Source organism: Vibrio sp. TAP-3B (genome assembly GCF_057784735.1).
This window is the reverse complement of sequence record NZ_CM173496.1, coordinates 140,045-163,308: the sequence shown is the minus strand read 5'-3', so window position 1 is coordinate 163,308 and position 23,264 is coordinate 140,045. Positions and strand designations below refer to the sequence as shown.

Here is a 23,264-nt window from a genome sequence, read left to right as displayed (position 1 = left end):
CCTTATAATTTGCGCCAACTGGCTCCGAGTTTGTGTTCTAGCCATACAGATAAGCCAGAAAGTGATAGTGTGAGAGCAAGATAAATTGCTGCCACGGTAAACCAAATTTCAAATGGCATGGCGGTCTCTGATACGATGTTCCGCGCTTGTGTCGTTAAGTCAAAAATCGCCATCACACTGACAATAGAAGAGTTTTTAATCAGCGAAACCACTTCATTGGTTAATGGCGGCAATGTACGTTGTAAAACTTGAGGTAAAATCACGTCTTTGTAAGTATAAAATGGCGATAGCCCAAGTGTTTGCGCTGCTTCAAATTGCCCTTTGGGGATACTGTTCAAACCCGCGCGGAATATCTCCGCAGTGTACGCGCCTTGGAACAGTGATAACGCCAAAACAGCGGTGCTGAATCGGTCCAAGCCGATCACCGGGCCAAACACAAAGTAGAGCAAATAGATTTGCACCAGCAATGGCGTATTGCGAATTACCTCGACGTACGTGGTACCGATGATGTTGCCTACTTTTGAATCGCTGAGCCTGAGTAACGCAGTAAGCAAGCCCAGCACTAAGGTAAAGAATAGACTAATGACAGAGATTTTAAGTGTGATCAACAACCCATCGATGAGTTCAGCTGACCACCATTCACCATCTTCATAAAAAGCGATGTAATCGGGTACACGTTCCCATTGCCATTGATAACCCATGGCTTGTGCTCCTGAGTCCAATACCCACACAATCGCGAGAAATAGAATCGTCATTTGCAATAATGCTTGGAATATAGGTTTGAGTACTCGAACTATCATCAGTAGCTTAAAATTTGGTTCAAAAAGGCTTGGGTTCGAGGATGTTGCGGCGTTTCAAACAAGGCGATGGGGGCGTTCATTTCCACAATTTTCCCTTCATCCATAAACACCACGCGGTTAGCGACTTTCTTTGCAAACCCCATCTCGTGAGTCACACAAATCATGGTCATCCCACTTTGTGCCAGTTCCACCATCACATCCAGAACCTCATTGATCATCTCGGGGTCCAGAGCAGAGGTTGGCTCATCAAAGAGTAGCAGAGCCGGCTCCATACATAGGGAACGGGCAATCGCAACACGCTGCTGTTGTCCGCCAGAGAGCTGAATTGGGTATTTGTGGGCTTGTTCTTCAATGTTGACGCGTTTGAGATAATGTTTGGCGCGCTTTTCTGCTTCTTGCTTGGATAACTTGAGCGTACGAATCGGAGCCAATGTCAGGTTTTCCAATACCGTCAAATGAGGGAAAAGATGAAAGTGTTGGAATACCATGCCGATTTTACCGGGCTTAAGAGACTTTGCTTGAGCTGGTTGTTCGAACACAGTGAGTTGACCTTCTTGAATCGACTCTAGGTGGTTAATGCAACGAATGAGCGTTGATTTACCTGAGCCAGAAGGGCCACAAACGACAACAATTTCGCCAGAGTGTACAGAAAAGTTAATATCTTTTAGAGCGTGGTAATCACCGTACCACTTGTTCACGTTGCTGAATTCAACGATAGGGCTATTCTCTTTCAAAAAGTGCACGCTAAAAAGGAAAATGTACTTCTACAATAGCAAGTTGTGAATATGATTTCATTAAGAAAAGCCTAATATTCAAATACCAAAACTCAGAATTCAGGCCGTCTGATCAAGAGCATTACTAATCAAAAAAAACGGTATTGTGACCGATAGGGCACAATACCGTAAACCTAAGAAGAGGCTATGTAGTGGTTATTACGTTATGCGACGGCTAATTCAAGGATTTCGCGGCTACGTTCTAGATTGATTGCTTGGTTTTCGCCAAGTACTGTCATTCCATGTTTATTAAGTTGATCGATAACAGCATCAATCGCCTTGTCGCGGTTGTCACCAAAGTCTTCAAGTTTGGTTGCGACACCAAGTTGGTGATAAAACGTTTCAATCGCTTCAATTGTGCGCTCTGCAAGGTCATCACTCGCTTCAAGACCAAATACATTACGGCCCATTTGTTCCAATTTCGGGCGCTTAAATTGCATTTGATTGCGCAGTAAAGATGGTTGAATGATGGCTAGAGAGCGGGCGTGGTCAACGCTCCAAAGTGCTGTAAGCTCGTGACCAATCATGTGTGTCGCCCAGTCCTGAGGAACACCACTACCAATCAGACCATTTAGTGCTTGGTTGGCAGACCACATTAGGTTCGCACGCCAAAGATCGTCATCTCGTTGATCAAACTGTTCACCGAGGGTTTTCAGCGTCTTTAACAGGGTTTCTGCGTAGCCGTCTTGAACCATTGCACCAGTAGGAAGCGTCAAGTATTGTTCACACACATGCACCCACGCATCAACGATGCCGTTGATCAGCTGGCGCTCAGGCAATGTTTTCATCACGTCAGGGTCAAGAACTGCAAACTTTGGTTGCACTGCAGGCGACATGAACGGAAGTTTATCTTGCGTTTCTTTTTTGGTGATAACGGCACCCATGTTCGACTCTGATCCTGTTGCTGGCAGTGTCAAAATTGCAGCCAGAGGCGTGGCTTCAATAACTTGATGTTTACCAATCATGATATCCCAACCGTCACCATCGTATTTAGATGCTGCTGCAACGTATTTAGAGCCATCAATAACTGAGCCACCGCCAACAGCAAGAATAAAGTCAATGCCATGCTCTTTTACCATTGCGACTGCTTTATCGAGTGTTTCTTTGGTTGGATTTGGCTCAACGCCAGAAAACTCTAACCATTCACGGCCTTCAAGTGCTTCTGCTACTTGGTCATACACGCCATTTTTTTTGATTGAGCCACCACCGTAAACGACCAAGACTTTTTGATCGGCAGGGATAGCGTCTTTGATTGCAGCGATTTGTTTCTGACCAAAGAAAATTTTAGTTGGGTTTACATAAGAAAAGTTCATTATTAGACCTCTTGCTTCCAGTGAAGGAGATTGAATACGTGCATATTAGTCTTACTTTTTAATCTGTAACAGGTCGATTTGTGCAAATTGTTTGCCTATTCCTACAAAATTCTGCTTTTAAAACTAGAAAGTTAAAGTAAAGAGCAAGTATAGTGCGCAAAAGAACATAAAGACCTAAAAATTAATGAGGCATGAATGGAGCATTCAAATGAACTCACTCGCTAACATTATGCAGCAGTACGTAGACAAACATGGATTGCATGATTTAGAAGGGATGAAGAAAACGGCGATAGAAGGAGTATGGTTTTACCGTAGTAGTAAAGGGAATAACCGTCAGCCATTCGTTTATCAGTCCGGCATTATTGTTTTAGGGCAAGGACATAAGAATATTCATATCGGAGATACACCCGTCCAATATGGCCCTGATGATTATCTGGTTGTCGGCGTACCAATGCCGTTAGAGTGTGAAGCGTTCGCGACGAATAATGAACCCTTGCTTGGTATCTCGATTGATATTTCACCCACTTTACTTCATAAGCTCGTAAAAAAACTGGAAGAAGCAAAATTCAGTAATATTTGTTCAGACTCAACGCGTTGTGGGCTTAAATCTGTGCGAATGAATGACAACATGCTCGATGTCTGTAAGAGGTTAATAAGTGTGTTATGTAACGATCTCGATATTGCAATGTTAGGTGAGTTGTTGCTTGAAGAAATAGTCTACCGAACCTTAGTGAGTAAGGAAGGGTACGTTTTATTTGAATTGGCCCACCAAGAGGGCTCTTATGCCAGAGTCGCTAAAGCGTTAAACCGTGTACATCAGGCATATTATGAGCAGCTCAATGTGCAAACTTTAGCCGAAGAAGCAAACATGAGTGTATCGGCGTTTCATCAAGCATTTCGTAGTGTGACGCTCGAGTCGCCTTTGCAATACATCAAAAAAGTTAGGCTTAATAAAGCTCGTGAACTCATTAAGTTAGAGGGAAGACGAGTAAATGATGCCGCTCGACTGGTTGGCTATACCAGTCCGTCACAATTCAGTCGCGAGTACAAACGACATTTTAATGAAACCCCAAGGTCAACAAAAGCTTAGTGACTTTTATATCAAAATAGTGCTTTTTTTGACCTTTTTACTAATTTGCGAGTGACGTATTTTTTCGATTTATAAAGTGAGTTGCCGGTGCCAAATAAGCGGTATGTCGTTGCAATCATTTGGTGGATTGTTGAGAGGTGGTTTCGAAAAAATCTAAATAGGTAGTGTGAAAATTCCAACTTGAGCTTAAGTTATTTTACGTCGAAATAAAAGTATAAACGCGCTTAACCTAGCGTGTTTAATATTGTTTTAACAATAACTTAAGGAAGAGCAATTATGCACCTTAAAAACGGGAACGCAGTGAAAAATGTGTTTACATTAAGCACACTCACGGCATCTTGTCTTATGGCCTTCAGCAGCTACGCAGCAGTTGATTGTGCCCCTCTAGAAGTTTGGGAATCATCAAAAGTTTATAACGGCGGTGATCAAATTCAGTACGAAGGTAGTGCCTATAAAGCGCGTTACTGGACGCAAAATAGTAACCCAGCACAATCCGATGAATGGGGGGAGTGGGAAACGCTTGGTGCTTGTGACAGTACTGGCCCTGTTGACCCACCACAAAACGAGATCCCGACGATTACTCTTACATCACCTTCTTCGTCGGCTTCAGTTACTGCGGGTGAAGTGGTAAACCTAACCGCAGATGCGACGGATACAGATGGAACTGTCAGTAAAGTTGAATTCTTTGTGGATGGCGAATTAGTTGGTCAGGCAACTTCGGCGCCTTATGCGGCTTCATGGACTGCAATAGAAGGTCAGCACGAATTCTCTACAAAAGCGCATGATGACGTAGGTGCAGTCAGCACGGTAAGCTCTGTGACTTTAACCGTAGCGCCTGCTCAGCCTGGCAATGAAGCGCCGACAGTAGATGTTGCGCTCTCTGCGACTTCAATCGATCTCGGTGGCGCTGTCGTGTTGACTGCAAATGCATCAGACGCTGACGGTAGCGTTGCGAAAGTCGACTTCTATGTTGCGGGTGTGCTTGCAGGTACGGCTACAACAGCACCTTACTCGCTTGATATTACGCCTGCTCAAGCAGGTTCTTTAGCTGTATACGCAAAAGCAACGGATGATGCGGGTGCAACGGCAGACTCTGCGCTGGTTACTTTAACCGTCAATGATGGCGCGATGACATCGAACTGCCGTCCTGACGGTTTATATCAAACAGCAGGTGTAGATGTCCCATATTGTTCAGTTTACGACGAAGAAGGTCGTGAGAAGATGGGGGCGGATCATCCACGACGAGTGATTGGTTACTTTACAAGTTGGCGTGCGGGCGAAGACCCACAATCGACCTACCTTGTAAAAGATATTCCTTGGGAGCAGTTGACTCATATTAACTACGCTTTTGTCAGCATTGGCTCTGACGGTAAAGTGAATGTTGGCGACGTTAATGATCCAAACAACCCGGCGACAGGCAAAACTTGGCCTGGCGTAGAAGTTGACCCGACATTAGGCTTTAAAGGGCACTTCGGTGCACTTGCAACGTATAAACAAAAACACGATGTTAAAACGTTAATCTCAATCGGTGGTTGGGCAGAAACGGGTGGTCATTTCGGTACGAACGGTGATCGCGTTGCTGACGGTGGTTTCTATACCATGACGACCAACGCTGACGGTTCTATCAACCATGCAGGTATCGAGAAATTCGCGGCGTCTGCAGTAGAAATGATGCGTACGTATAAATTCGATGGCTTAGATATCGACTACGAATACCCAACGTCAATGGCTGGTGCAGGTAACCCATACGATAAAGAGTTTATGGAGCCTCGTCGCGAGTACCTATGGGCATCTTATCAAGAGCTAATGAAAGTACTGCGTGAAAAAGTGGATGTAGCATCTGCACAAGATGGTACCCATTACATGTTGACCATCGCCGCACCATCTTCAGGTTACTTGTTACGTGGTATGGAAACCTTCGATGTGACCAAATACCTCGATTACGTAAACATCATGTCTTACGATTTACACGGAGCATGGAATGACCACGTTGGCCATAACGCTGCGCTGTTTGACACAGGCAAAGACTCTGAGCTAACACAGTGGAATGTTTATGGCACGGCTGCATACGGTGGTATTGGTTACTTGAATACGGACTGGGCTTATCATTACTTCCGTGGTTCTATGCCTGCAGGTCGAATCAACATTGGTGTCCCTTATTACACCCGTGGCTGGCAAGGTGTAACTGGTGGTGATAATGGTCTTTGGGGGCGAGCAGCATTACCAAACCAAGCTGATTGCCAGCCAGGAACTGGTGAAGGTGAAAAGAATAATTGTGGTTACGGTGCTATCGGTATCGACAATATGTGGCATGATACTGACCCTAAAGGCACTGAAATGGGCGCAGGCTCAAACCCAATGTGGCACGCGAAGAACTTAGAGAATGGTATTTGGGGCTCTTACGCTGCAGCCTACGGCCTTGATCCTGTAAATGATCCCTCGGATAAGTTTGTCGGTACGTACACTCGCCATTACGATGATGTTGCAGTCGCACCTTGGCTGTGGAATGCAGAGAAGAGCGTATTCTTATCCACGGAAGATAAAGCGTCTATTGAGGTGAAAGCGGATTACGTTATCGACAAAGAAATTGGCGGTATCATGTTCTGGGAGTTAGCAGGTGACTACAACTGTTACGTACTCGATGCAAATGGTAACCGTACGGCGGTTGATGCCACAGAGCAAGCTTGTGCAGCAGGCAATGGTGAGTACCACATGGGTAACACCATGACCAAAGCTATCTACGACAAGTTTAAGTCTGCAACACCTTACGGTAACAAAGTAGCGATGGGTGCAACACCAACGGAAGCCGTTGATATTACGGTCAGTGTTGGTGGCTTTAAAGTGGGTGACCAAAACTACCCAATTAACCCTAAGATCACGTTCACGAACAACACGGGTCAAGCCATCCTTGGCGGCACGGAGTTCCAGTTCGATATTCCAGTATCAGCGCCGGATAACGCGAAAGATCAGTCGGGTGGTGGTCTGACAGTTATTGCATCAGGTCATACTCGTGCAGATAACATTGGGGGTTTAGACGGAGTGATGCATCGTGTCTCTTTCTCTCTACCAGCGTGGGAAGACCTACCAGCGGGCGGAGTTTACGAACTTGATATGGTTTACTACCTACCAATATCTGGTCCAGCTAACTACTCAGTCATCTCTGGTGGTAAAGAGTTTGCGTTTAAATTTGAACAACCAGATCTACCAATTGGTGACCTAAACACTGGTGATAGCGGTACAACGGAGCCTAGTTCTTGTGATACGACTGGTTTAGCCACATACCCAGACTTGCCACAAACAGACTGGGCGGGTAACGCAAGCCACGCTAACCAAGGTGATAAGATCATCCACAACGGTGTGGTTTACCAAGCGAACTGGTGGACGTCTTCTGAGCCAGGCAGTGATGGTAGCTGGGCGACAGTTTGTAATATCTAAGAGTGAACATACTAGTAAAATAGTTACCACGACGAAACCAAAGCGCACGATGTTCATCGTGCGCTTTTTTGTGTTAGTTGGCAGAGTTTACTTAAAATTGATAGCTTTCTGGAATAACGACGATGCCCTTATCTGAAATATGAAAGCGTTTTTCGTCTTCAAGTTTATTTATTCCAACTTGAGTGTTGGGAGGAATACGAACGTGCTTATCGACGATACAGTTGATTAACTGGCTGCCTTCTCCTACTTCTACGTCATCAAAAATAATACTATCAACCACGGTTGCACTGTCATGAATGCGCACATTTGAAGCGATGACGGAGTGCTGTACAGAACCGCCAGAATTAATCACCCCGTTTGCGATAAGAGAGTTGATAAAAATCCCTTCATTGCCAGTCGCAGAAGATACGGTACGAGCTGGTGGGAGCTGAGGCTCATAAGTACGAATGGCCCAGTTAGGTTGGTAGAGGTTCATTGAAGGAATAGGTTCTAGCAAATCCATATTTGCTTCATAGAAAGAGTCAATCGTCCCTACGTCACGCCAGTAACAATCTTTATCTACCCGTCCTTTACTGCCGCAGAACTGATAAGCGTACACAGATTCTGTATCAATTAATTTAGGGATGATGTCTTTGCCGAAATCATGGCTCGATGAGTCGAGCTTTGCGTCTTCTTCGAGAGCGTCTTGAAGTACATCCATATCAAAAATGTAAATGCCCATGGATACGAGACTTCTTGCTTTATTTCCAGGAAGAGTAGGTGGGTGCTCTGGCTTTTCGATAAAAGAGGTGACTAGGCCATTTTCGGCGGCATCCATGACACCGAATGCCGATGCATCCTCTACTGGGACATCCATACAGGCAACAGTGAGTTTCGCTTCTTTCTCTTTGTGTTCCTCAAGCATTGCTGCGTAATCCATCCGGTAAATGTGATCACCGGACAATACAACGACGTATTTGGCATCATTGCGAGATAACAACCACATGTTGTGGTAAATCGCGTCTGCGGTGCCTTCATACCAGGCACCACCTTTGCGCATTTGTGGGGGAACGGCAGTAATATATTCACCAAGTTCGGGATTGAATATTGACCAGCCGTCTCGTAAGTGGTTTTGTAAGGAGTGGGATTTGTATTGAGTTAAAACCAATATTTTCCGCAAGCCAGAATGCAGGCAGTTAGTCAAAGTAAAATCGATGATTCTATACTTTCCACCAAATGGTACAGCAGGCTTGGTTCTATCGTCGGTCAGTGGACTGAGCCTTGAGCCCATCCCTCCGGCTAAAATTACGGCGAGTGCATCTTCCATAGTCTTCCCTTTTCCTTATCTTACATGCATCAAAACAGTGCTTATCCGGAGGAGGAGGTATACAACGCAGAGGTTTTGAACGATATGTGCTGGTGTGTTTATTACTGCCAACTATAGTACAAAAATCGTTCCATAGAATATATCCTTATAAATCAAGGAGATTAAACTATGATTAGTTAATACATGCACCATGTTGGGGAGGTGGTAGAGAAACATTGCTTTATATTGGCGCAAAGCAAAGTGGTTTAGTGAGGGAGTAAAGTGAATTTACAATGTAAAGTTAATCTAAAACAATAAGATAAAAGGAGCGAACTCGCTCCCTCAAATATACAAGTGGTGATACAAGTTACTAACGGGTTTGATTAGGAGAGACCAATAATATTACCGTCATCATCAAGATCGAGGTTCATAAAAGCGGGTTTGTCAGGAAGCCCAGGCATTGTCATTACGTTGCCTGATAAGGCGTAAATAAACCCAGCTCCGGCGCATAAGCGTAATTCTCGGATAGGGATCGTGAATCCTGTTGGAGCCCCTTTGATGGATGAGTCAGTGGTGATTGATAGTGGTGTTTTCGCGATACAAACCGCCAAGTCGTTAAAGCCAAGCCTTTCAAAGTGCGCAAGTTGCTCTTTAGCCAGTTCGCTCATTTCAATATTTGCTGCGCCATAACCAGCTTCACAAACAGCCATCAGTTTTTCTTTCAGAGCATGTTGCTTTTGGTAAAGAGGCCGGAAGTCGGAGCGGTTTTCACAGGCATCAATAACCTGTTGTGCCAATGTTGCGCTACCTTTTCCACCATTGGCAAAAGCCGTACTAATCGCCACTTTAACGTCAGGGTTGAATTCGTGAATCAGTGTTTGGAGCGCTTTCAATTCCGTTGCACTATCTTGGGGAAATTGATTAATAGCCACAACCGCAGGAACCCCATACTTGTGGACGTTATTAATATGCCATTTTAAATTTTCGAACCCTGCTTCTAGTGCTTTGGGATCTGGATCGAAAATGGACTCTGGGAACGTCGCACCAGGGCGTAAATCGTAGTGACCTGAATTGGCTTTTAAGCCTCGCAAAGTTGCAACAATGACCACGCAATCTGGCGCCTTGTTTGCAGCGGCAGCTTTAATATTACACGCTTTCTCAAACCCCATATCGGATCCGAAGCCAGCTTCAGTGACCGTGTAACTTGATAGTTTTAATGCAATTTTGTCAGCGATGATGGATGAATTACCATGGGCGATGTTCGCAAAAGGGCCGGCGTGGATGAGAGTCGGCACACCCTCTAAGGTTTGCATCAGAGTTGGGGCAATAGCCTCTTTGAGCGTTACCGCCATTGCGCCTGCAACTTGCAGATGCTCAGTCGTGATAGGATTGCCTGCTAAATCGTAAGCAACGACTATTTTCCCGATACGCTGACGAAGATCTTTTAAGTTTTTAGCCAAAGCAATAACTGCCATCAACTCAGAAGCGGCCGAAATATCGAAACCTTCATTGCGTTCATAGCCATTAATGATCTTTCCTGGTTCATTCAAACCAATCTTGACCTTGCGTAGTGCTCGGTCATTATGGTCCATCACCCGTTTCCAAGTAATGCTTTCTCCGGCGATTTTAAGTGCTTTCAATCCTGTTCGCGCCTCAAAGGCATCGTATCCTTCGCGTTGCTCATGAAACAAACGTGCGTCTAACGCTGCCGAGGCTAGGTTGTGAGCTGCCGTGACGGCATGAATATCACCAGTGAGATGTAAGTTGAGCTCTTCCATTGGGGCAACTTGAGAGTAGCCGCCCCCAGCTGCACCGCCTTTAATGCCAAACACAGGTCCCATTGAAGGCTGTCTAATACAAGCAAACACTGACTGATTTAGTTTTGTTAACCCCTGCGCTAACCCGACGGTTGTCACGGTTTTTCCTTCGCCTAGAGGGGTCGGAGTAATCGCGGTAACGAGAACAAGTTTGCCGTCTTTATTTGTACGAAGACGCTCGAGGCATTTGGGATGAACCTTCGCTTTATGCCTTCCATGAGTATCGTACTCTTGAGGTAACAAACCCGCTCTATTCGCGATAACATCAATAGATGACAATGGTGTGTGTCGACAAATTTCAATATCAGACCGCATGGATATTCCCCGAAATGACTTACAAATGGCGTTTCAATATTGAGCTGCGAGTAGCGAGCTATACTGCCTTTGAGTAAAGGTTTGCGCACAAATAACCTTGTTTACGTTTGAAGTGTAAAGGCGTTCGTGCGTCATAGTGTGCTAGAGATTAACAGAATCTACTAAATACTGCGCCATATCAAAATAAAAAGGCCACCAAATGGTGACCTCAGTATATTTCTTGCCTTTAAGCTTGTGATCTTAACGATCCCAATAGGCTTCTTCCAAGCTATCTTCGCGTTCTGGGAGAGCACGAGAAAGGCGAGGAGAGTGTTGTGTTAGCACTTCGTAACTCACTCGGTTCGCATATTTACAGATCTGCGAAAGTGACGAGTAGGTCAGGCAGCGTACTTGGTGCTTTTCTGAATTTGGTACTTCTTTTTGATGGAAAGAGTTTGCTGCCATGTCATGTAAAAGGGCAGAGAGTGCAGCATCACCAGCGCCGTTGGTATTTTTAATTTCCAAAGGGCCACCAAGGTAAGGGCCAATATACGAATAAACCTTCATTGGCTTTTTACAATCAGCTTTGCGCATGGCGCGACTAAATTCGTATTGGTTGAATGCTTTAATCGAGCCTTCTAGAATGCCGTGTGTGGTTTCGCGTTTTACTTTTTCGTCGGTGTACCCAGCCATGTATAGCCCGTTTGGACCAGCGGTACACAGTACGAGGTCAACCCATTCTAAGGCTTTGTCTGCTGCTGTTAACGGGTTCGTTTCTCCCGTTAATGCTGCGCCTTCTTCCTCATTCATCGCAACCACAGAAATATTTTCGCGAATGTACTCTTGCCACCATTCGACGTTGCCTTCGATGACATATTTTGTTCCTAAGGTGAGTACGACAGGAACATCATGCTTCTTCGCAAAGTCAATTGCCTTCTGAACCGCTTTAGGCATCGGATCTTCTTCATTACCACGCATAAGGTAAGATGAGACCACGAGAGCAGAGGCTTTCTCAAAAACTTCGTCAGGAATACTTTCTGGAAGTAATTGATTCATATGACCTTCGTTGATCGCAAATGTGCGTTCACCGTCTTGAGTAATTAAGGTGTAACAACGACCAATTGGACCATCAACGATTTGAAGGTGGTTCAAGTTCATGCGTGAAGAGGTACGACAAAGGTAGCGATACGCAAATGAACCAACTTGGATATTCTTTGACATTACCCCCAACAATACCGATTTGCTATCAGCTAACACAGAGTAGTTATGCAGTGTGTTGCCAATGGTGTCACCAGGATACTGATGAGTGATCAAGCCTTGTTCAACAAGCTCTTCATAAAGTGCATCAGCTTTGCTTTCTTCAAGAACGAGAGAGTGCCCTTTGCTTAGATTGTATTTTTCTAAAAACGCATCATCTACACGAGCTTCGATATCTACGATGGTTTGACCAACGCCAACAATCGTTGGGCGGTATAGTTTGGGCGCTTGTCGGATTTGGTTAACTAATGGATCACGAGCGTGAGTTGGGAAGTAGTGTTTAGATGTACGCTGACCAGGAAACTTCATGCTTGTTCTTGATTGAGGAAAAAAAGAGGCGTGATTATATCACAAAAAAATGCAACTCGTGGTGTTTATTACACGAGGTTCGCCCGCTAAAAATGCAGCGGGCGGTGGTAATTGTAACCCAATAGCGGAATCGCTATTTTATCTCAACCGGTTGTGGTACGTAAGCCTTGGTACCCCAAAGTGGTACGGTTGATAAACTATGCTTGAAGCTACCTTCGGTCTCTTTTGTGGTGTAAGAAAGATAGAGTAGGGTTTGATTCTCTGGATCGTAGATACGTCTTACCTTCATCGTTTTGAAGAAAATACTTTTCGATTTCTTAAATACGATTTCGCCGGACTTACTTTTATCTATTTGTGCAATCATTTCAGATGTGATTTCACCCGTCTGACGACAAGAGATAGAGCTGTCACTTGGGTCGGCTAAACTGAAATCATCTTCTATAGACGCAATATGACAAGTGACACCAGTAACAGTATCGTCCTTTAATTCACCTACTTTTATGTCTTTCAGTGTAAACCAGCCAAGCCCTACGTCAGCCACGTCATTATCTGAGCAACCCACCAACGCAGTTACAAGTAATGCGCTTAACAGCATTTTTTTCATTATTTTGTCCTTACTAGGAAAGATATTGATGAAATCTATCAGACGTTTGCCACTAAAACAAAATTTAGCCTCTAAGGTTTACATGTTCTAGGTTTGTAATAGGCATTCATGCTAATGTACGGCTCCAAACAAAAATAGGTCTTGCCGCGTGTGTTTTAAGACCTTTGACTCAAAACACCGTGTTTCTATTCGTGATCTTGCCTGCCGGCCAAACGATGTTGAAGTGTTAGGTTTCTTAAGGAGACTGGAGCCGATGCATTCTCTTAAATGAGTAGGCTACTCGGCATAAATTTTTGTTTGCTACTACTTTGTAGCTTGTGATTAAGGTACTCAAATGAACGAACAACAGCGAGCCAGTATAGAGCGTAAAAATGCGTGGCTATATAATTTGGTTGAAGTGGAATTCCCTACACCAGAAAGCTTGATAGGACGAGACGTCTATTTCAAAGCATTAGATGAACACACTTATCGAGTGATCAAAAAAACCAGCTTACTTGACGGTAACTCAGAGATTGAACCTGACGAGATCTTTCTGGTCGACTTTCATCGGTTAACCATCATGTTTTCTATTTTGCAAGCGCAACGCTGGGAAGAAAAATACGATCAAGACATGGTGGTAGAGTATCTGACTCAAATTATTTTAACACCTGACTTTGAATTGTATGTCGGTTTTAAGGACGGTAGTCCGGCTGGTGTCGCTATTATCAGTCATTTTGAAAGTAGCACGCTGATATCTGATGTGGCGGTTTCTAATTCTGAAAAGAGCCAATTTGTCATCGATCTTGCGAAAAAATTAGCGAGAGAACATAAATTGTGTGATGCAATCATAATTGAAAACTAGATTGAGTGTTCAGATGCATAAAGAGTCAAGCAAGATAACAATCGGTGATCTTGCTTAGAAAAACTGTAATTCCTCACCTTCATTTCTGCGAAATGCCAAGCTCGTCGTTTAAACAATCCCAAACTCAAATATGATTAAACTAAATATTTTTGAATAAACTCAGTTTGGTCAGCGACATTTATAATGTGCTTGGGGGACGGCTATGGCAATTACCAATATTAAGTGCGTGATCTTTGATTGTGATGGAACGTTGGTCGATAGTGAGCGTTTGTGTTGTCAGGCATTAGTGAATGTATTTAACCAACATGGCGCTGAGTTAACCATAGAAGAATGTGTTTCTCATTTTAAAGGTGGGAAGCTAGCGGATATTCTCTTAGATACCAAAGAATTAAAAAAAATCGAAGTCCCTATTGATGAATTAGAGCCGCAATATCGAGAAGAAGTACAATCTCTTTTTGTTCGCCACTTACAACCGATGGATGGTGTAAAGCGCTTAATTCAGTTGCTTGACTCTCACAATATCGAGTACTGCGTTGCGTCAAATGGACCAAAAGATAAAATCGAATATGCACTTGAGCTAACAGGTTTATTGGATGCGTTTCAAGGAAAAGTGTTTTCGGCTTTTGATGCAAACAGTTGGAAACCAGAGCCAGATTTGCTGATGTACAGTGCAATGAGCATGGGCTTTTTGCCAAGTGACTGTCTGTATATCGATGACACGCCGAAAGGCGTAGAATCAGGAATAAATGCAGGTATTAAGACGATACAGTTATTTAATGGCGAAGCGATTAACCGTGTTGATGATGAGCGTGTTATCCGTATTCAACATCTAGATGAATTAAAAGAGCAGCTATTTAGCTGCTCTGTTTAACTTCTAATGGCAAACCCTACTTAGACTATGAATATGTTTACATTTAGACTGTAAATATGGAGTTTGGTGTAAGCATTGAATGGATGAGAAATTTTTCGTGTGGAACCCGCAAGCAGCACAAGTAAATTTTTCGCCATCTGATGAGATTAAATATTCGTCTCCCTGACAGAGTGGGCAACTCAAGTTTTCAATGTCTTTTGTATCTTTGTTATTATTCATATTATTTTCCAGCAGCAAATTGGAACTAGCAGATTAAGCATAGCGGAACGTCTTGTTTATGAATATTATTTCATCAGGTACAACGAGAACTTGAGATTCACTTCAAATATCCAGTTGTTCAAAGCCAAGAATGTCGACGTTTAAAAACAACAAAAAAGGGCTCTTTAGGAGCCCTTTGCGCGTCGATATTTATTGAATTAAGCGGTTCGGTAGCGTTTTAACACTTCTCCAAGCGAGAGTGATGCTTTAGTTAGGTTTGTAACGCCAGAGGTGGATTGCTCTGCCACTTCACGGATTTTGTTTGATTGGGTTCGGATCTCTGAGAGCTCAGACGCAATATCATTCGCCACTGCACTTTGCTCTTCTGCTGAAGTAGAAATTTGAATACTCATGTCCATCAATGAGCGTGCAGATTCTGCAATCGCCGTGACGTCATGGCCAATCTCATTAATAAGCTGACTGCTTGTTTGAGCTTGTTGTACGGTGCGGTCGGTTATTGAAGCGATACTTTGACTTTCTGTTTGCAGCTTCTCAATCATTGATTGAATTTCTACCGTTGCTTGCTGGGTTCGACTTGCAAGGGTACGAACTTCGTCTGCCACGACAGCAAAACCACGTCCTTGTTCACCTGCCCGAGCCGCCTCAATAGCCGCATTCAGTGCGAGCAGGTTGGTTTGTTCTGATATCGCGTTAATTGTGGTAATAACGTCATTAATTTGAGTCGTGTTCACATTCAAGTTCGTTACAGATGTAGACGCTTGCTCAATATAACCCGATAAGGTTTCGATCTCGCCAATCACGTTTTGAACGCGATTACGGCTCAATTCGATTTTTTTAGCATCTTGATCAGACTGAGTCGTGGCTTGTTCTGAAATACTTGAAACTTCTTTCGCTGATGCTGTCATTTCTTCCATCGCTGTCGCGACTGAATCCAGAGTTTGGTATTGATGCGATATTTGCGTCTCACTTAGCTGCATATCTTTTTCAAATGCTGCAGAGGTTTCACTTAATGTATTTGCGTTATCTTTCACGCTGTTGACCAATTCCGTCAGGGTATCCATAGAGTTATCTAACGCACAGCCAATGGTTCCAAACTCGTCTCTACCCGGATGAAACCCCAGACGAGACGTTAAATCGCCAGCACCAATCTTCTCAGTGGTTGTGTATAAAACCCACAGCGCGCCACCGATAAATGTAGCCACCCAGTATGAGAAAATTGCAAATGGCACTGCCCATAAAAAGCTCAGCAACAAAGAGGTGAGGGCGGCTGATTTGGCCGATTGGTATTGTGCTGACATGTTATGAGTGAGCTTTACAATCTCACCGGATTGTAAAGTGGCGTAAGCGGTTGCAGCGCCTTGCATAAATTCGCTTGTTTTTAATGCGCTCACTTTAGATATGCCATCAATTTTTAACACATCCTTTGTCTGCGCATCGATAAGCCCAGACAGCCGTGCTTGGGTTGTTGCAATCGCCTGTTGTTCAAATTGTTGCATTTCATTCATATAACGGCTTCCTGCCACAGAAGTGAGCGCCACCATAAACAGGAGGAAAATAACCCACATTTTGTCGTTGATAGACATCTTGATAAACAACCTGTCTATCGTTCTAAACTCAACTTCTCTCATTTAAAGCTCCATTTGAGATAAAAAAATATTGAACCAATCTATGGTTCTATCGAAACAAAATATGCGATGTTAATCAGCAAAATATGTAACGAAGAATGTGTTTATTTTAAAAAATGTGAGGTAGGGTAGGTTATGGCAAAGCGCCATGCCTTTTGAGTGACCAGTTTTTTGAAAATCTACCTCTATAAAAAAGATGCGGTAGGAGTGAAATTTTCGTGCAATCGTTTACTTTTGATTTTGCTCATAGGTTTTTAAATCTAGACTTCTCGCCGTCATGAATATGTCATATAAAGATTATAAAAAGGAGTTGCTGGTGCGGAGATAGAAAGACAGAGCATCAGTAAGTTAAAGCAAGAGAGCTTAAAATACAGGAGGTCACAATGAGCGACCAATACCAAAACGACGAGAGCCTTGAGCTGCTAGATGCGCTTGAAATTGGCATTACCTTGTCGGAGTACGTTGGCTCAGACAACGAAGCCGAATAGGATAGTACTCTCATCGCGGCTTAATTGACGTTATAATAAGGCATGTCACACCAAGCCTAAACGTCGAATGAACTTTCTAGCCCACCTGCATATCGCAGAACATTGTAAAAGTCATTTATTGGGAAACTTGCTTGGAGACTTCGTTAAAGGAGATCCAAGCAAACAGTATAGCGCTGATATCTCGAATGGCATCAAACTGCATCGTTTTGTGGATCGTATTACTGACCAGCATTCTATTGTCGATGAGTGCAAACCTCATTTCACGGGGGTTGCGCGCCGTTTTGCCCCTATTGCTCTAGATATGTTCTGGGATCATTGCTTAGCGAAACATTGGCAAGATTTTCATACTCTTTCCCTCGACAATTTTGTGCATTACGCCTACCTACGAGTGGATCGAGATGTTCACGGTAGCTTACCGTCACGGTTCTTATTGCTACACAACCGCATGTGGAGCGGTCATTGGCTGCAGTCATATCAAGATCTTGACAATATCGAATTTGCGTTACATCGAATGTCGCAAAGAAGTCCTAGAATGGCCGACCTCACAACGACATTTTCAGTCATTGAACAAGAGTACTTGTTCTTGGAGGATAAGTTTTCCTCACTTTATCAAGACGTTTTGTGCCAGTCGTATGAGTATCAACAACAGTTAAACGGTAAAGAGTCGCTGAGATAGAAAGGTAGTACGGCCCTGAGGGCTCTGTTAAACTCTGCGATCCAAAAATTATGAGGTTTAACATGTCCGTGAATTTTGCTGATCTAGGCATCGAACAAAAGCTAATAGAGACGCTGAGTAGTCTGAATATCGTGACGCCGACACCTGTACAAGAAAAGTCTATCCCACATGTTCTAGAAGGAAAGAACCTTATCGCTGGCAGCGCAAACGGGAACGGGGAAAACGGCGGCATTTGGTTTGCCGATTATCCAAGCCGTTCAGCAAAAGAAACGTAACGGAACTCCTCAAGCCTTGATTTTGGTTCCGACCCGCGAGTTGGCACAGCAGGTATTTGACCACTTGGTGCAATACTCAGCTCAAACTGAGCTGCGCATTGTCTGTGTGTATGGCGGTACGAGTATTAGTGTCCAAAAGAAAAAGCTCGAAGAAGGTGCAGATATTCTGATTGCGACGCCTGGTCGACTGTTGGATCACTTGTTTAATGGCAATGTAAACATCTCAAAGACAGGCACGTTAGTTCTAGATGAAGCAGATCGTATGTTAGATATGGGGTTTTGGCCGGACTTACAACGTATCTTGCGACGCTTGCCGACAGAGAAACAGGTTATGCTGTTTTCTGCAACATTTGAAAAACGCATTAAAACCATCGCTTATAAATTGATGGACACGCCTGTCGAGGTCGAAGTTTCTCCTGCTAATACAACGGCTGAAACCGTCAAGCAGATTGTTTATCCCGTAGATAAAAAGCGTAAACGTGAATTACTGGCATATTTAATCGGCTCGCGTAATTGGCAGCAAGTCCTCGTTTTTACGAAAACAAAGCAAGGCAGCGACGAACTTGCCAAAGAGCTAAAATTGGATGGTATTAAAGCTGTCTCCATCAATGGAGATAAGTCGCAAGGCGCTCGTCAGCGAGCTTTGAACGAGTTTAAACAAGGCAAGGTTCGTGCGTTGATCGCGACCGATGTTGCAGCGCGTGGTCTCGATATCCAAGAGCTGGAACAAGTGATTAATTTTGATATGCCGTTTAAAGCTGAAGATTATGTTCATCGTATTGGTCGGACAGGACGCGCTGGAAAGTCTGGTTTAGCGGTGTCTTTGATGAGCCGAGATGAAGAATATTTGCTACATGCAATCGAGAACTTACTTGATCAACGTTTGCCACAAGAATGGCTAGCAGGTTTTGAACCAAGCTTGGTCGAAGCAAGAGAAGTAGAGAGCAACGGCGGCGCTTGTCGAAAGAGTCGTTCCTCAGAAAAGCGCAAGCTAAAAGCCAAACTCGCTATCCACAAAAATCGTGGTAAACCAAGACGCTCTCGCTGAACCAAACTCCCCGAACCGAGAGGGTTGTTTTACTTCTGCATATACCTCTAAGTTTGGAGGTATAGCGAACCGATAACCTTGACACTTATTGAAACAGAGCTTTTTATCATTAATTTGATGCTACCACTGCAATACGGCGTACAGCTGTAAGTATTTCCTGACCAATTGCTGCTTGTTAGAACGTCGGAGAGGGTGGCCAAACTTAATATAGCAAGGGCTAATACCAAAGCGGGTGTCAAGGGATTGAGTCAGCAGCGACTCGCTGGTGTATAGCGTGATGCCTTGTTCGGTATATTCATTTATCGGATCTGGTAATTCTCCCATCCACCAATGGAGTAATTCCCTGCTTGTTTTACTACGACTAATCCAATGATCAGAAACCAAAAAGAGTAGGTCGTTGGGTTGTAATGCGTAACCGTACTCGCTTTGCCATTCGGTAATCGAAGAGAGTAAATTTTCGCGGCAGGACGTACCGGCACTGACCATATGATGAGTTAAAACCCACACGGTGCCGAGTTCCGAAGAGATGCGGTAGTGATGTGGAAGCGCTGGTGCCTCTAATACCTCGATGGGTTTGGTAACACTATGGTATCCAAAGTGACGAAAAGTGTGCTCCATACGCCTAGAAAATGCGAGCCCTAAGTGGTGCTCACTCATGCCTTGGTTATGGACCGCAGGATAATGCTTTTCGCACAGTTTAAGGCAATCGTCTTGAAAATCATTGACACTTTGAATTACTAGATCGAGTAGCAAAAAATATCCCTTAATCATTAACAAAACGAACCGAGAAAGGTTAGCATAGTTTATGGGGATGGACTAATTTAGTTCAGCAACTTCTTGATCTAAAAATCAAAATTGTTAGGCATCGTCGTTCTTATTCTCATTGGTGGCGGTCTCAATTTCACTCTATTGATTTTAAGCTGATGAGAATGAGAGGAGTTACCCAGTGGTCATATGAACAATACGCTTAAAAGGGATAGGGATGATAAAATTAGAACGTGCACAAAAAGAAACACTCGCAGTGGCAATACAAGATTACATGCAGGATGAACTTAGTGTTGAAATTGGTCAGTTTGATAGTGAATTTCTTGTTGATTTTATTACAGAAAAACTTGGTGCGATTTATTACAACAAAGGCATTGAGGATGCAAAACTTGTGATTGAACGCCGCATGCTTGAAGCCTCTGATGAACTGTACGAAATAGAACAACCAGTACAACTGTAAGTGCCAGTTTTAAAAATAATGTAAGTCTCCATCGAAAAAATCGAATAAGTTGGTAGAGACGGTGGTATTGGCTGGGTGTAAATGATGGTAAATAATCTGTTTCATTTGAGGCAAATAGGTTAATGTAGTGTTTCTTGCTCAACATTAACTTAGGCATATATCTAGGAACGTGAGATGAATTCACTGGTAAAGAAGTACAACTTTCCTGCACGCATGATGCATTGGGTATCTGCACTGTGCATTATTGGTCTATTTGCAGTGGGTTTGTGGATGGTCGATCTGAGTTATTACAGTGAATGGTACCAAACTGCACCACACTACCATCGCTCTGTCGGTATTTTACTCGCCATCTTAACTTTGGTACGTATCGTGTGGAAACATGTTACTGCAGCACCAAGGGTCGAAGGCAAACCTTACGAGATTGTTGCCGCAAAAGCAGCACATGGTGTGATGTATCTACTGTTATTCACTATCTTTGGTTCAGGCTACCTCATTTCAACGTCTGATGGCCGCGGTATCGAAGTGTTTAACTGGTTTACCGTACCGGGAGCGGGTGAGTTGTTTCCTGGACAATCAGACCTTGCAGGTGAAATTCACTTTTACGCAGCTTGGGCGGTGATCCTCATTGCAGGCTTACATGCTGCTGCAGCACTCAAACATCACTTTATCGATAAAGACAACACATTAAAAAAAATGTTAGGAGCTTCATAATGAAAAAGTCACTCTTCGCTACAGGATTAGCAATCGCTATGGCACTGCCGGTTGGTGCTCAAGCTGCAGATTATGTCATCGATACGAAAGGCGCACATGCTTCCGTTAACTTTAAAGTAAGTCACCTTGGTTATAGCTTTATCAAAGGTCGTTTTAATACTTTTTCTGGTGACTTTTCATTCGATGAAAATAACATCACAGATTCAAAAGTTAATGTTGTCGTGGATACCACCAGTTTGGATTCGAACCACGCAGAGCGTGATAAACATATTCGTAGTGGTGATTTTATCGATGCGAGCAAATACAGCCAAGCCACGTTCAAGAGTACAAAGGTTGTCGATAAAGGCAATGGTAAGCTGGACGTGACAGGGGATCTAACACTTCATGGCGTAACAAAACCAATCACTATTGAAGCGGAATTTGTTGGTGCTGGCAGTGACCCGTGGGGGGGAGAGCGAGCAGGCTTTGTCGGTCAAACTCGTCTTGAGCTGGCTGATTTCGATATCCCAGTTATGGGGGCATCAAGTTATGTTGATATGGAGCTTCATATCGAAGGTGTTAAGCAATAATTCACCCCTTTAAAAAATATGAAAAGCGCTCTTACGATTAAGAGCGCTTTTTTATAACAGCCAACAGACGTTGTTTATATTAATAATAGAACTACAAAATCGTTACGCTGTTTCCAACGCGTTTTTCTCAACGAGGTTTAAGCGCTCACCGAAAATTGGGCGAAGTGCTTTTAAAACTTCTGTACGTGTGACCACACCGATCAGCTGACCATTTTCAAGTACAGGAAGTACTTGTGGTTTACTTACTCTGATGCTTTTCGCACGCTCTTCAACAGATAAAGACGTCATACGAGTTGCAATGCCCATGCTGCTGGTTGGGTAGAGTTGTTCTTTATCGATACATAAGAACTCCACTACGTCGACTAAGCGATCGCCCGCATCGATTGCGACGACATCGCGGCTCATAATATCAACGACTTTTTGCTCCTTAACGGGAATGTAGTCCTCACACCATAGTTCCACCATCATATCGTGAGCAGAAAAGAAACCCACTAAGCGGTTGTGAACATCAACAACAGGCGCGCTGGTTGCGTTGTGATCGATTAACGTATCAAGTGCGGCGGCAACCGGAGTTTCAGCGCTGATAGTAACCGGGTTTGGGTTCATGATGTCTTTAACACAAGATGCGTTTTTCATGGTGAAATCCTTAACTGACGAGAGTGTTGTCGTTGTTGTGATAGAAGAAATATTCGCTGCTTTTAGTTCTGGTTGGCGAAAAATGCACCAGTTTGCGAGGCCAACTAACACGGCTCCCCCGACGATATTGCCAAGGGTGACAGGGATTAAGTTGGCAGTGATAAAGTGTCCTATATTCAAGTCTGCGTACTGTGAAGCGGGTACACCGACCGCTGTCCAAAATGATTCTGGGGCGAAGTTTGCGATAACAATGCCAAGCGGAACCATAAACATATTTGCCACACAGTGTTCAAAACCGCTGCTGACAAACATGGCGACAGGCATAATTGTCATGGCTGCTTTGGTCATGGCATTTGCAGAGCTAAACGTTAACCAAATGGCAAGACAAACTAATAGGTTACAGAGTATGCCGAGCGCAAATGCCTGAAGGAATGTGTGGTGAAGTTTATGCTGTGCGATGTTCAGCGCATTCAGTCCCCACTGACCGCTATCCATTTGATAAAGACCCGCGGCGGTAACAAGTGCCAGTAAGAGCATGGCTCCGATAAAGTTACCAATGTAAACTTTGCCCCAAATTGATAGCATTTTGCCGAAAGAGATTTGCTTGTTTGCCCACGAGATACTGGAAAGTACCGAGCTGGTAAATAATTCACCGCCACATATGACGATAAGAATTAATCCCATACTGAACGCCACCCCGCCAGCAAGGCGGCTTAACCCCCAACCTGCGCCAGCACTGCCAGTCGTCACTGTGATGTAAAACAAGAATGCTAGCCCGATAAATGCCCCAGCCATTACGGCAAGGCTTAATGTCATACCGCTGGTTTTGTTGGCTTTACTTAGCGCAAACTTTTCAGCTTCTGACATCATTTCTTTAGGAGAAAAGTACTGGTGATTTTGAGTGCTGGTCACCGCCATATCGACTCCTTAATTTGTCGTCCCATAAAAACTCCTTGGTTATTAATTCAAAAATGAAATTGTCGTTTTTATCTATGCCCCAAATAGCGTCAATCTCAATGACATGGTTTGGGCATGCGGTGTTCCCGAACCGCACATCCAGAATAAGAGGGAAGTAATAGCTAGGTAAAATTGATAATATTTAG

General features: G+C 43.8%; 18 protein-coding genes and 1 pseudogene. 9 read left to right on the top strand and 10 right to left on the bottom strand.

Features of this window, described 5'->3' with window-relative positions; genetic code table 11:
• Positions 1–2 precede the first annotated feature (2 nt).
• The 3 genes from AC3D28_RS15130 to AC3D28_RS15120 all read right to left on the bottom strand — a co-directional run bounded on the left by AC3D28_RS15130 (position 3) and on the right by AC3D28_RS15120 (position 2,886).
• Complete coding sequence (locus AC3D28_RS15130; RefSeq protein WP_488536553.1) at positions 3–800, bottom strand: amino acid ABC transporter permease; 798 nt, start codon at positions 798–800, stop codon at positions 3–5.
• Complete coding sequence (locus tag AC3D28_RS15125; RefSeq protein ID WP_098414067.1) at positions 800–1,534, bottom strand: amino acid ABC transporter ATP-binding protein; 735 nt, start codon at positions 1,532–1,534, stop codon at positions 800–802. The genes AC3D28_RS15130 and AC3D28_RS15125 overlap by 1 nt, the downstream gene beginning before the upstream one ends.
• A gap of 203 nt (positions 1,535–1,737) precedes the next feature.
• The gene (locus AC3D28_RS15120; RefSeq protein ID WP_488536552.1) at positions 1,738–2,886 is read right to left on the bottom strand and encodes an iron-containing alcohol dehydrogenase; all 1,149 of its coding nucleotides are present in this window, start codon (positions 2,884–2,886) and stop codon (positions 1,738–1,740) included.
• Between the two features lie 208 nt (positions 2,887–3,094).
• Here AC3D28_RS15120 and AC3D28_RS15115 point away from each other — a divergent pair, with 208 nt between their 5' ends.
• Positions 3,095–3,976 carry an AraC family transcriptional regulator gene (locus tag AC3D28_RS15115; protein ID WP_488536551.1) on the top strand — a complete coding sequence of 294 codons (882 nt, stop codon included), beginning with the start codon at positions 3,095–3,097 and terminating at the stop codon, positions 3,974–3,976.
• Positions 3,977–4,252: 276 nt separating this feature from the next.
• A complete protein-coding gene (locus tag AC3D28_RS15110; protein ID WP_488536550.1) occupies positions 4,253–7,411 on the top strand; it encodes a chitinase C-terminal domain-containing protein in 3,159 nt (1,052 codons plus the stop codon).
• A 91-nt stretch (positions 7,412–7,502) separates the two neighbouring features.
• Here AC3D28_RS15110 and glgC read toward each other — a convergent pair whose 3' ends face one another.
• The 4 genes from glgC to AC3D28_RS15090 form a co-directional block, all read right to left on the bottom strand.
• Positions 7,503–8,717 carry a glucose-1-phosphate adenylyltransferase gene (gene glgC, locus AC3D28_RS15105; RefSeq protein ID WP_488536549.1) on the bottom strand — a complete coding sequence of 405 codons (1,215 nt, stop codon included), beginning with the start codon at positions 8,715–8,717 and terminating at the stop codon, positions 7,503–7,505.
• A 362-nt stretch (positions 8,718–9,079) separates the two neighbouring features.
• Entirely contained in the window at positions 9,080–10,828 is a 1,749-nt protein-coding gene (locus tag AC3D28_RS15100; protein ID WP_488536548.1) for a formate--tetrahydrofolate ligase, read from the bottom strand.
• 240 nt (positions 10,829–11,068) lie between these two features.
• The gene (locus AC3D28_RS15095; protein ID WP_488536547.1) at positions 11,069–12,373 is read right to left on the bottom strand and encodes an inosine/guanosine kinase; all 1,305 of its coding nucleotides are present in this window, start codon (positions 12,371–12,373) and stop codon (positions 11,069–11,071) included.
• A 133-nt stretch (positions 12,374–12,506) separates the two neighbouring features.
• Positions 12,507–12,977: a CreA family protein gene (locus AC3D28_RS15090; RefSeq protein WP_488536546.1), complete on the bottom strand. Its 471-nt coding sequence runs from the start codon at positions 12,975–12,977 to the stop codon at positions 12,507–12,509.
• A gap of 334 nt (positions 12,978–13,311) precedes the next feature.
• Here AC3D28_RS15090 and AC3D28_RS15085 point away from each other — a divergent pair, with 334 nt between their 5' ends.
• A complete protein-coding gene (locus tag AC3D28_RS15085; protein WP_098414059.1) occupies positions 13,312–13,818 on the top strand; it encodes a flavodoxin in 507 nt (168 codons plus the stop codon).
• Positions 13,819–14,020: 202 nt separating this feature from the next.
• Positions 14,021–14,689, top strand: coding sequence for an HAD-IA family hydrolase (locus AC3D28_RS15080; RefSeq protein ID WP_488536545.1), 669 nt, complete (start codon positions 14,021–14,023; stop codon positions 14,687–14,689).
• A 416-nt stretch (positions 14,690–15,105) separates the two neighbouring features.
• On the opposite strand, the gene AC3D28_RS15075 is transcribed toward AC3D28_RS15080, so the two are convergent.
• A complete protein-coding gene (locus AC3D28_RS15075) occupies positions 15,106–16,536 on the bottom strand; it encodes a methyl-accepting chemotaxis protein (protein ID WP_488536544.1) in 1,431 nt (476 codons plus the stop codon).
• 552 nt (positions 16,537–17,088) lie between these two features.
• Between AC3D28_RS15075 and AC3D28_RS15070 the strand changes: the two genes are divergently transcribed.
• Both AC3D28_RS15070 and AC3D28_RS15065 read left to right on the top strand, forming a co-directional pair.
• Entirely contained in the window at positions 17,089–17,697 is a 609-nt protein-coding gene (locus AC3D28_RS15070; RefSeq protein WP_488536543.1) for an acyl carrier protein phosphodiesterase, read from the top strand.
• A gap of 62 nt (positions 17,698–17,759) precedes the next feature.
• Positions 17,760–19,020: pseudogene (locus AC3D28_RS15065) on the top strand (DEAD/DEAH box helicase).
• Positions 19,021–19,140: 120 nt separating this feature from the next.
• Here the strand turns inward: AC3D28_RS15065 and AC3D28_RS15060 are convergent.
• Positions 19,141–19,773 (bottom strand): hypothetical protein, encoded by a 633-nt coding sequence (locus AC3D28_RS15060; protein ID WP_098414053.1) that lies wholly within the window; start codon positions 19,771–19,773, stop codon positions 19,141–19,143.
• Positions 19,774–20,002: 229 nt separating this feature from the next.
• Between AC3D28_RS15060 and AC3D28_RS15055 the strand changes: the two genes are divergently transcribed.
• From AC3D28_RS15055 to AC3D28_RS15045, 3 genes are all read left to right on the top strand, one after another.
• Complete coding sequence (locus AC3D28_RS15055; protein WP_488536542.1) at positions 20,003–20,245, top strand: DUF2164 domain-containing protein; 243 nt, start codon at positions 20,003–20,005, stop codon at positions 20,243–20,245.
• A 174-nt stretch (positions 20,246–20,419) separates the two neighbouring features.
• Entirely contained in the window at positions 20,420–20,956 is a 537-nt protein-coding gene (locus AC3D28_RS15050; RefSeq protein WP_488536541.1) for a cytochrome b, read from the top strand.
• Entirely contained in the window at positions 20,956–21,525 is a 570-nt protein-coding gene (locus tag AC3D28_RS15045; RefSeq protein ID WP_098414050.1) for a YceI family protein, read from the top strand. The genes AC3D28_RS15050 and AC3D28_RS15045 overlap by 1 nt, the downstream gene beginning before the upstream one ends.
• A 102-nt stretch (positions 21,526–21,627) precedes the next feature.
• Here the strand turns inward: AC3D28_RS15045 and focA are convergent, their stop codons facing one another.
• Positions 21,628–23,079: a formate transporter FocA gene (focA, locus tag AC3D28_RS15040; RefSeq protein ID WP_488536540.1), complete on the bottom strand. Its 1,452-nt coding sequence runs from the start codon at positions 23,077–23,079 to the stop codon at positions 21,628–21,630.
• Positions 23,080–23,264: the final 185 nt, after the last annotated feature.

Bases quoted from the DNA above. Each gene is read 5' to 3' on its own strand.
- AC3D28_RS15130 (WP_488536553.1), bottom strand. From the start codon at position 800: ATGATAGTTCGAGTACTCAAACCTATATTCCAAGCATTATTGCAAATG.
- AC3D28_RS15120 (WP_488536552.1), bottom strand. From the start codon at position 2,886: ATGAACTTTTCTTATGTAAACCCAACTAAAATTTTCTTTGGTCAGAAA.
- AC3D28_RS15115 (WP_488536551.1), top strand. From the start codon at position 3,095: ATGAACTCACTCGCTAACATTATGCAGCAGTACGTAGACAAACATGGA.
- AC3D28_RS15110 (WP_488536550.1), top strand. From the start codon at position 4,253: ATGCACCTTAAAAACGGGAACGCAGTGAAAAATGTGTTTACATTAAGC.
- glgC (WP_488536549.1), bottom strand. From the start codon at position 8,717: ATGGAAGATGCACTCGCCGTAATTTTAGCCGGAGGGATGGGCTCAAGG.
- AC3D28_RS15100 (WP_488536548.1), bottom strand. From the start codon at position 10,828: ATGCGGTCTGATATTGAAATTTGTCGACACACACCATTGTCATCTATT.
- AC3D28_RS15095 (WP_488536547.1), bottom strand. From the start codon at position 12,373: ATGAAGTTTCCTGGTCAGCGTACATCTAAACACTACTTCCCAACTCAC.
- AC3D28_RS15090 (WP_488536546.1), bottom strand. From the start codon at position 12,977: ATGAAAAAAATGCTGTTAAGCGCATTACTTGTAACTGCGTTGGTGGGT.
- AC3D28_RS15085 (WP_098414059.1), top strand. From the start codon at position 13,312: ATGAACGAACAACAGCGAGCCAGTATAGAGCGTAAAAATGCGTGGCTA.
- AC3D28_RS15080 (WP_488536545.1), top strand. From the start codon at position 14,021: ATGGCAATTACCAATATTAAGTGCGTGATCTTTGATTGTGATGGAACG.
- AC3D28_RS15075 (WP_488536544.1), bottom strand. From the start codon at position 16,536: ATGAGAGAAGTTGAGTTTAGAACGATAGACAGGTTGTTTATCAAGATG.
- AC3D28_RS15070 (WP_488536543.1), top strand. From the start codon at position 17,089: ATGAACTTTCTAGCCCACCTGCATATCGCAGAACATTGTAAAAGTCAT.
- AC3D28_RS15055 (WP_488536542.1), top strand. From the start codon at position 20,003: ATGATAAAATTAGAACGTGCACAAAAAGAAACACTCGCAGTGGCAATA.
- AC3D28_RS15050 (WP_488536541.1), top strand. From the start codon at position 20,420: ATGAATTCACTGGTAAAGAAGTACAACTTTCCTGCACGCATGATGCAT.
- AC3D28_RS15045 (WP_098414050.1), top strand. From the start codon at position 20,956: ATGAAAAAGTCACTCTTCGCTACAGGATTAGCAATCGCTATGGCACTG.
- focA (WP_488536540.1), bottom strand. From the start codon at position 23,079: ATGGCGGTGACCAGCACTCAAAATCACCAGTACTTTTCTCCTAAAGAA.